Source organism: Leptodesmis sp., assembly GCF_052746595.1.
The window spans coordinates 26,649-33,728 of sequence record NZ_JBRAGO010000048.1 but is presented as its reverse complement, the minus strand read 5'-3'; the positions used below and the strand labels follow the sequence as shown (position 1 = coordinate 33,728).

General features: G+C 51.2%; 4 protein-coding genes and 1 pseudogene. 3 read left to right on the top strand and 2 right to left on the bottom strand.

Annotated elements, in window-relative coordinates; all coding sequences use genetic code 11:
• Nucleotides 1-1,355 (top strand): Ppx/GppA phosphatase family protein (locus ACUVQO_RS12165; protein WP_445926143.1); only part of this gene is annotated, 1,355 nt, incomplete at its 5' end.
• 4 nt (nucleotides 1,356-1,359) lie between these two features.
• On the opposite strand, the gene ACUVQO_RS12160 is transcribed toward ACUVQO_RS12165, so the two are convergent.
• Nucleotides 1,360-2,073 (bottom strand): Crp/Fnr family transcriptional regulator, encoded by a 714-nt coding sequence (locus ACUVQO_RS12160; protein ID WP_445926142.1) that lies wholly within the window; start codon nucleotides 2,071-2,073, stop codon nucleotides 1,360-1,362.
• A 459-nt stretch (nucleotides 2,074-2,532) separates the two neighbouring features.
• On the opposite strand from ACUVQO_RS12160, the gene ACUVQO_RS12155 reads away from it, so the two are divergent.
• Together ACUVQO_RS12155 and ACUVQO_RS12150 are read left to right on the top strand one after the other, a co-directional pair.
• Nucleotides 2,533-5,229, top strand: coding sequence for a hypothetical protein (locus tag ACUVQO_RS12155; protein WP_445926141.1), 2,697 nt, complete (start codon nucleotides 2,533-2,535; stop codon nucleotides 5,227-5,229).
• Nucleotides 5,168-6,952, top strand: coding sequence for a hypothetical protein (locus ACUVQO_RS12150; RefSeq protein WP_445926140.1), 1,785 nt, complete (start codon nucleotides 5,168-5,170; stop codon nucleotides 6,950-6,952). The genes ACUVQO_RS12155 and ACUVQO_RS12150 overlap by 62 nt, the downstream gene beginning before the upstream one ends.
• Here the strand turns inward: ACUVQO_RS12150 and ACUVQO_RS12145 are convergent.
• Nucleotides 6,938-7,033 (bottom strand): annotated as a pseudogene (locus ACUVQO_RS12145) (HHL1-like protein); the annotation flags it as partial. The gene ACUVQO_RS12150 and the pseudogene ACUVQO_RS12145 overlap by 15 nt on opposite strands.
• Nucleotides 7,034-7,080: the final 47 nt, after the last annotated feature.

Sequence of the window (7,080 nt, the reverse complement as noted above, 5' to 3'; positions counted from 1 at the left end):
CCACCAGTGCAGTGCGGGAAGCCCCCAACGGGCGAGACTTTTTACAGCGGGTAGCCTCCGAGTTGGGGTTATGGATTAATCTCATCTCTGGGGTAGAAGAAGCCCGTCGAATTTATCTGGGGGTGTTGTCGGATATTGAGTTCGATGGGAAACCCCATATTGTGATTGACATTGGGGGTGGCTCTACGGAACTGATTCTGGGCGATGGCCATGATCCCCGTTCCCTCAGCAGTACCAAAATTGGGGCCGTCCGCTTGACCAATGAATATGTCAGCACTGATCCCATCAGCTCAAAAGAGTTTCAAACCTTGCAAGCCTATATCCAAGGAATGTTGGAACGGCCTGTAGAAGAATTGCAGGCCCATTTGCGACCGGGCGAAGTTCCCAAGCTGGTCGGCACTTCTGGCACGATCGAAACCCTGGCAACCCTGCACGCCCGCGAACACCTGGGAGTTGTACCTGCTCCCCTGCATGGCTATCGTTTCAACCTGCAAGACCTGCGAGAGATGGTGCATCGCTTCCGTCGTCTCAATTGTCACGATCGCGCCCAACTACCCGGAATGAACGATCGACGGGCGGAAATCATTCTGGCCGGAGCCTTAATTCTGCAGGAAGCGATGACGCTGCTGGGCCTGGAGTGGATCACCATTTGTGAGCGATCGCTGCGGGAAGGCGTAATTGTAGACTGGATGCTAACTCATGGCCTGATTGAAGATCGGCTGCGTTACCAGAGTTCGATTCGCCAGCGCAGTGTCCTGAAAATTGCCCAAAAATATCGAGTGAATCTAATTTACAGCGAACGAGTAGCCGCCTTTGCCATGAGCTTATTTGATCAAACTCAGGGCGTGCTGCACCAGTGGGACGAAGAAGCACGGGAACTGCTGTGGGCCGCTGCCATCCTGCACAATTGCGGCCACTTCATCAGTCATTCCGCCCACCACAAACACTCCTACTACCTGATCCGCAACGGAGAACTGCTGGGGTTTACAGAAACGGAGATAGAGACGATCGCCAATCTGGCTCGCTATCACCGGAAAAACAACCCCAAGAAGAAACACGAAAACTATCGCAATCTGACCAGTAAACCCCACCGCCACATGGTTGACCAACTCAGTCCCTTACTACGGTTGGCCGTTGCCCTTGATCGCCGCCAGATTGGAGCGATCCAGCAGATTACCTGCGAATTTCGTCCCGATCGAGGAGAACTGCACCTGCATTTGCAAGCCACTCGTCCCGGTGATGACTGTGCCCTGGAACTCTGGAGCCTGGAGAACAAAAAATCTAGCTTTGAAGAGCAATTTGGCCTGAAGCTGATCCCTCTGCTAGAGCCAGCCACAGTGGGAACAAGAGGATAACCCTTCAGAGCATCAATCGTTCCAGCGCATGGGTGTCGGGGATGCAAAGAACATCGCGATCGCGGCTGATCAACCCTTTCTTTTCTAGCTTGCTGAGTACCCGTGTTACGGTTTCGCGGGCCAGACCACTTAAGCTACTCAGTTCGCGATGCGGCAGGTTAGGGATTTCTGTGCCATTGGCTCCTTGCTTCCCTTGACCATCAGCCAGGAAGAGCAGAATATCCGCGACCCGCGACATACTATCCGACTCCCGCAAGCGTAGCCGTCGGTTGACCTGTCGCAGACGACGAGCCATTAACTTAGCTAACCGGATCCCCGCTTGAGGCTCCGTATTCAGCAGCCGGACAAAGTCCTGAGCAGGCATATTCCCAATCACGGTAGGAGCCAGGGTAATGACATCGGTCGATCGGGGAACCTCATCCAGGGGAGCCATCTCCCCAAACAATTCCCCCTTTCCCAAAATATTAAGAGTTACTTCCCGTCCATCCAGGTTGTAAGTCCGAATTTTTACCCAACCGCTTAAAATAAAATAAACTGAACTGCCCCAATCATTTTCCAGCAAAATGACTTGATTGGGGGGGTGACTACGGATGACCACATTCGCCGTTGCCCGCTCCACGGCTTCCTCCGGTAATCCCTCAAAGAAAGGGGCCAAGCGAATGGAAAGGCTAGGAGAGTGATCTCGAGAACTAAACCGATCTTCCATCGAGTGCAACATTAAGAGTTCTCAGGTCAGAATAAATAATAATCTACTGGCACAATTCAGTTGAAAGAACTCAAACTTTCCTTGGATATCTATAAAAAAACAGGGACTACCTTTAAAGGAACTTCCCACTAATAACGAGAAATTAAGGAATCGCAGGGGGCCTATGCAATAAGACTTCACATAATCCTCTCAAAGTTTGGCAACGGTAAGATCAAAACTGAGTTGATTTTTCTAGAAACCTGCCATTCTCCCAGGCTCCTAAAGTAGACTTGTGCAACAGAATAGAGCCAATAGTACACAATAGAATCAATTGCACAAAAGGGTTTTGTTATCGGGGTGATATTAGGGAGCAATTTTAGACCACTATAGCTTGAGGGGATACGGCTTGCACTACATTGATGGTTTTCTACTCAAGCGTCAAATCACCGTATCCTTAGCCCTCTTCTACTCGTTACTATCAGGGGTTAGATTGTGATTTCTCAGAAGGATCAAATCCAGGCATTAATCGCTGAGATTGATAGTGTTCTCCAAAAGACCAACCCGCGTCTGCTCTGGAGAGCATCAGGAGAGGCTACCCAACAGCGGCAGGTGTTGGAGCGGGTACGAAATTATTTAGTGTCTCTACAACAACCAATGATCGCTCCAGCAAGTCCAGACCCAGGCGCAGCTATTCTGTCGCAGGATCTGTACTACCAACCTTCCCAGGAACCAACCCGATCGCCCGCTTTTGAACCCCCCTCCCCTGCCAGTGACACAACTCAGCAGTTGTTGGAGCGAGTATTGCAGGAGATCAGTCAACTACGAGCCAGTCTGACCTCTCCGAACCAGCACCCGGCCAGCGCCGAGTTGATTCAGGTCTCAATGAATCGCCTCCAGGAACACTTAACTCAACAAATTGCTCAAGCCCTTAGCCCAACAGGAGGTCACCCTTTTCCGCCCCGTTCTGATTATATGTTGGGTACAGGAATGCCTCCCTCAGCCCTGTCCACAACGCAATATGAACAGTTCCAGGCTCTCCGGAGACGCTCTGACCAGATGCTGGTCAACCTGGATGCGACCTTAAATATCGTCTTTGAATCGTTGCAACGAAATATTCAGACCTACCAGGACTCGCTTGCCCAGGGACTGGAACGGATGCACAGTTTGGGGCAGCAGAGCGAAATGACGTTCAAAGCGCTAGTAGAAATGCTGGCTCAACAGCTCCGGCAGGAAGTCTCTGCTTACTTGCCGTCTACCGCTGAGATTTCCCGATCGCATCCCACTTCTATTACTGGCACCAATCCAACATCCCAACCTCCGACTCCAGCAACTCCTCCGACTTCAAAAACTGAGATTGCTCCAGAATCTGTCTCCTCCCCCCCAGTAAGTCCGGTCGCTTCCTCTGCCCCATCTCCCTCATTTGTCCCTAATTTTCCCTATGCAGGTACAGAAATCTTGACAGCAGATCGTTCCTACCCAGAAGGAACTGTTTCAGCAACACCTGCAGTAGAGTTGCCTCCCTTGCCAGCGGATTCAGCCGCCAATGCTGAGATCGCCGCCTGGTTAGATTTTGCCAGAAGCCAGGAACAGCCACCGCAAGCCGCCGCCACGCAACAGGAACCAACCTTGCCCACTCTGGATTTAAGCGATTTGGAATTGGCACCAGCAACCTCGCTGCACCCGGCCTCTCAGGAAGCTACCGAGCATCCTGCAGCGGTGGCTCAGCATGAAGAGGAGTCCACCGAGATTGATGCCGCCCTGAAACTTCTGGAAAACTTGAGTACGGAATTGCATACAGCTTTCCCTTCCCTGGCTGTGGCAGATGCAGAAGCCCAATTGGATGCTATGCTCGGCAGTACTTCGCTCACAGGAGAGGATGTTGCTCTACCAGAAATTCCCGCTGACGCACGGGATGAACTGGATGAGTTCTACCAGAGCTTGTTTGGGGCATCTCAGGGGGGGGGAGCTGAGATTGAACCTACCCCTGAAACGCAATCTGAACCTGCACCCAAAGCAACCTTATCCTCGATCGCTCCTACCGTTGCAAAGCCGCCCTCTGCTAGTGAAGAACTATTCCTGGAAAACCTGTTTGGGGAAGCCCCAACTCTACCCCCGATTCAGCTTCCTGACAACCTGTTGGATGACTTAACCGACCTGGAAGCGTCCCCAAATCGGCCCGATCTGGTCATTCCTTCCCCACCTGCTGTTGATCAAGAGGCTGTGTTGTTTTCAGCGTCAGATCAAATCAGTTCCCTGGCTGATTTATTTAGCGATGTTCAGACGGAACAGGAACATTCCACTCCCGTTGAACCTCCAATCGCGCCACCACCCAGCACTTCCGCAGGAAATGATAGGGCGATCGCAGTTCCCGTTGAACAGACCTACAGTGAATTGAGCCAGAGTGACGCACCCACCCCTCCGCAACTCTTCTCACCAGAAAAGCACGAGTTTGAGGGTGCTCCCGATCCTTTAGAAGATGCTCTGGAGGAACAATATACTCGGGCAGCCTTTGATGAAAATCTGTTACCCGATGCCCCAACAGATGCGGTAGCTCCCAATCTGGAACTAGATGAGTTGACGCTCTCTAGTCTGAATGAGGATCTGGTCAATTTAGAAAACTTTAGCCATGAGTTTGGGTCTGCTGATGTGCATCAGGAATCGGCGATCGCTCAACCCAGGGATCTTCCCCTATCGTCCCCACCAGCTTTTACCCTGAATAAATTTGCTGCCGATCTTGCACCAACCATTCCACCCGCTGCATCCTCCTCCCCGTCCTCTACACCTGAAATTCCAGCAGAGGATTACACCTCACCCTTTACGCTAGAAGGCATGGATGACATCTTTGAGGATGTAAATCCGATTAGTCCGTCCACAGCCTCTCCTGCGATCGGCAGCCGAAATCCCCCCATCAAAGAGATTCCTCCATTCCAGCCCTCATCTGTGGTGCAAAAACCAGAGGTCGGAAATGTGCCCCCATTTCAGCTAGAACGATTAGATAGTTTATTTATTGAAGCGGAAAACTTATTTGTTGCCGAATCCTCTACTCCAGAGACGGCTTCCACAGACATTTCAGAGCAAAATCTGGATGAGGCATTTGAAAGCCTGATGGGACCGATCGCGGCTCCTGATGCAACAGAAGTACCCCCTGCAACCCCACCATCAGATTTCGAAAAAAAAAGCGCTAACTGAACTGTCTTCTCCCAATTCATTCCAGGATTCCTCGCAATCGGGGGCCAAAGCCTGGTATCTAGGTCTGGATATTGGCACCACCTCGATCGCAGCGGTTTTGTTTAATCCAATTACGTCTCAACAGCACCCCTTATCCTGGCCTGAATCCAGTTCCTCCACTGGTTCTTTAGTTCCTCCATTGCATAGCTTTAAGCCCTACCTAAATGTAGCCATTCCTTTCTGTTCTCCCCAAACTCACGAGTGGGAACCCAAAATTCAGCGATCGCTGGGTCAGGCTATCCCCTTAGCAACAGTAGAACAGTCTCTGGTGGCCCGCTTAACTCCTCTGGCCAATCCTAAAACAAATGCCACAGAAACAGGTTGCACAGCCGTCGGATTAGATACCTCTACACTGAATCAAGTGATGAACCATTTGGCAGGAGTAATCCTGAGCTATCCCGTGGGAGCCTCCGATGCCTATTGTTTCAACCTGCGTGAGATTGTGCTGGCGACTGGCCTGGTATCCAAACCGGAACAAATTTTCTTCGTGGAAGAGGCGATCGCGGCCTTGTTATCAGAACTGCACCAACCAAAGCAGGTAGCGGCTCCTGCTGAATCAACTGCTCTCTTGGATCCCGACGCTCCAACAGCACTCACTGAAGTTGTCTTGGTCATCAGTGCGGGAGCGACCAGTACCGATCTTCTGTTGGCCCATCTGCCTAACAATCCCTACGAACTGCAGCGTTCAGACCTGGTGCTGCGTCGCTGCTCTTATGGCGGCAATGCCCTCGATCAGGATATTCTTTGTCAGTTGTTGTACCCCTTGCAGGGCAATTGGGCAGAACTCACAGATCTACTGACCCCTTTGGCGGGAGAACCTGACTTAGAAATTCGCTACCAATTGCAGCAGAAACTCGCAAGCAGTGACTTAGGACAACAGTTGTTAACCCAGCTTAGATCGCTGAAACTCAAACTGGTTCAGGGAGATGCCACCTTTGCCTGGAAACAGGAATGCTACAGCCTGCGCCAAACTGATTTTCATCACTGGGTCATGGCACCCTATTTGCAACAAATTCACCGGGAGTTAAGTCTGTTACTGATTCAGGCTGGTTCTAGCTTTGAGGCTATTCGACAGGTGATTTGTACCGGGGGCACAGCTTCTATCCCAGCGATCGCCCAGAGCTTGCAAGCCAAATTTCCCACAGCCCAAATCATTCAAGATCCAGGACTAGAAGAGGGGGCTACTGCGGTCAGTCATCAACGCATTAGTTCAGGATTATCACTGCTACCACTGTTTCCTGGCGTTCTGGATCGGATGCGCCATCAGTACAGCGAACTCTTTCTGTTACGCCAGTTGCTGGAAGCGTTTCTCAGCCAACCAAAGCAACCCCTATCCAGTTCTCGCATCCTACAACGACTGAAGGAGCAGGGACTGAACACTGACGACTGTGAAACCGCGATCCTGAATTTCCTGGAAGGGCAGATCCCTACAGGGCTAGTACCTGGTCGCGCGAGTGCCATGCTGTTTGCAACGGATGCCCACTCCCCAACGAAAGAACTGGTTCATCTTGCCGCGCCCCTCTTTTCCCGGCAGGACAATTATCTGTATCAGGTGGTTCCCAAACAGCGCGATCGTCTCTGGGCTTACCTGCAACTCATCCTGGCGAACACTCGGCAAACCCTGACAGAACCATTGATAGCAAACCTGATTACCACTTCAGCAAGCCAGTCACCCGATTCTTAGTCGCACTTCTGCTGTCTGGTCAAAAATCATTTGATGAATTTTGCTGGTTCGGTTGACGGCCAGCAACCCTATGGGAAACCAGTTGTGCTTTCCTTACGGTACTATCTTGATAAAGATTAAGTTGCGAA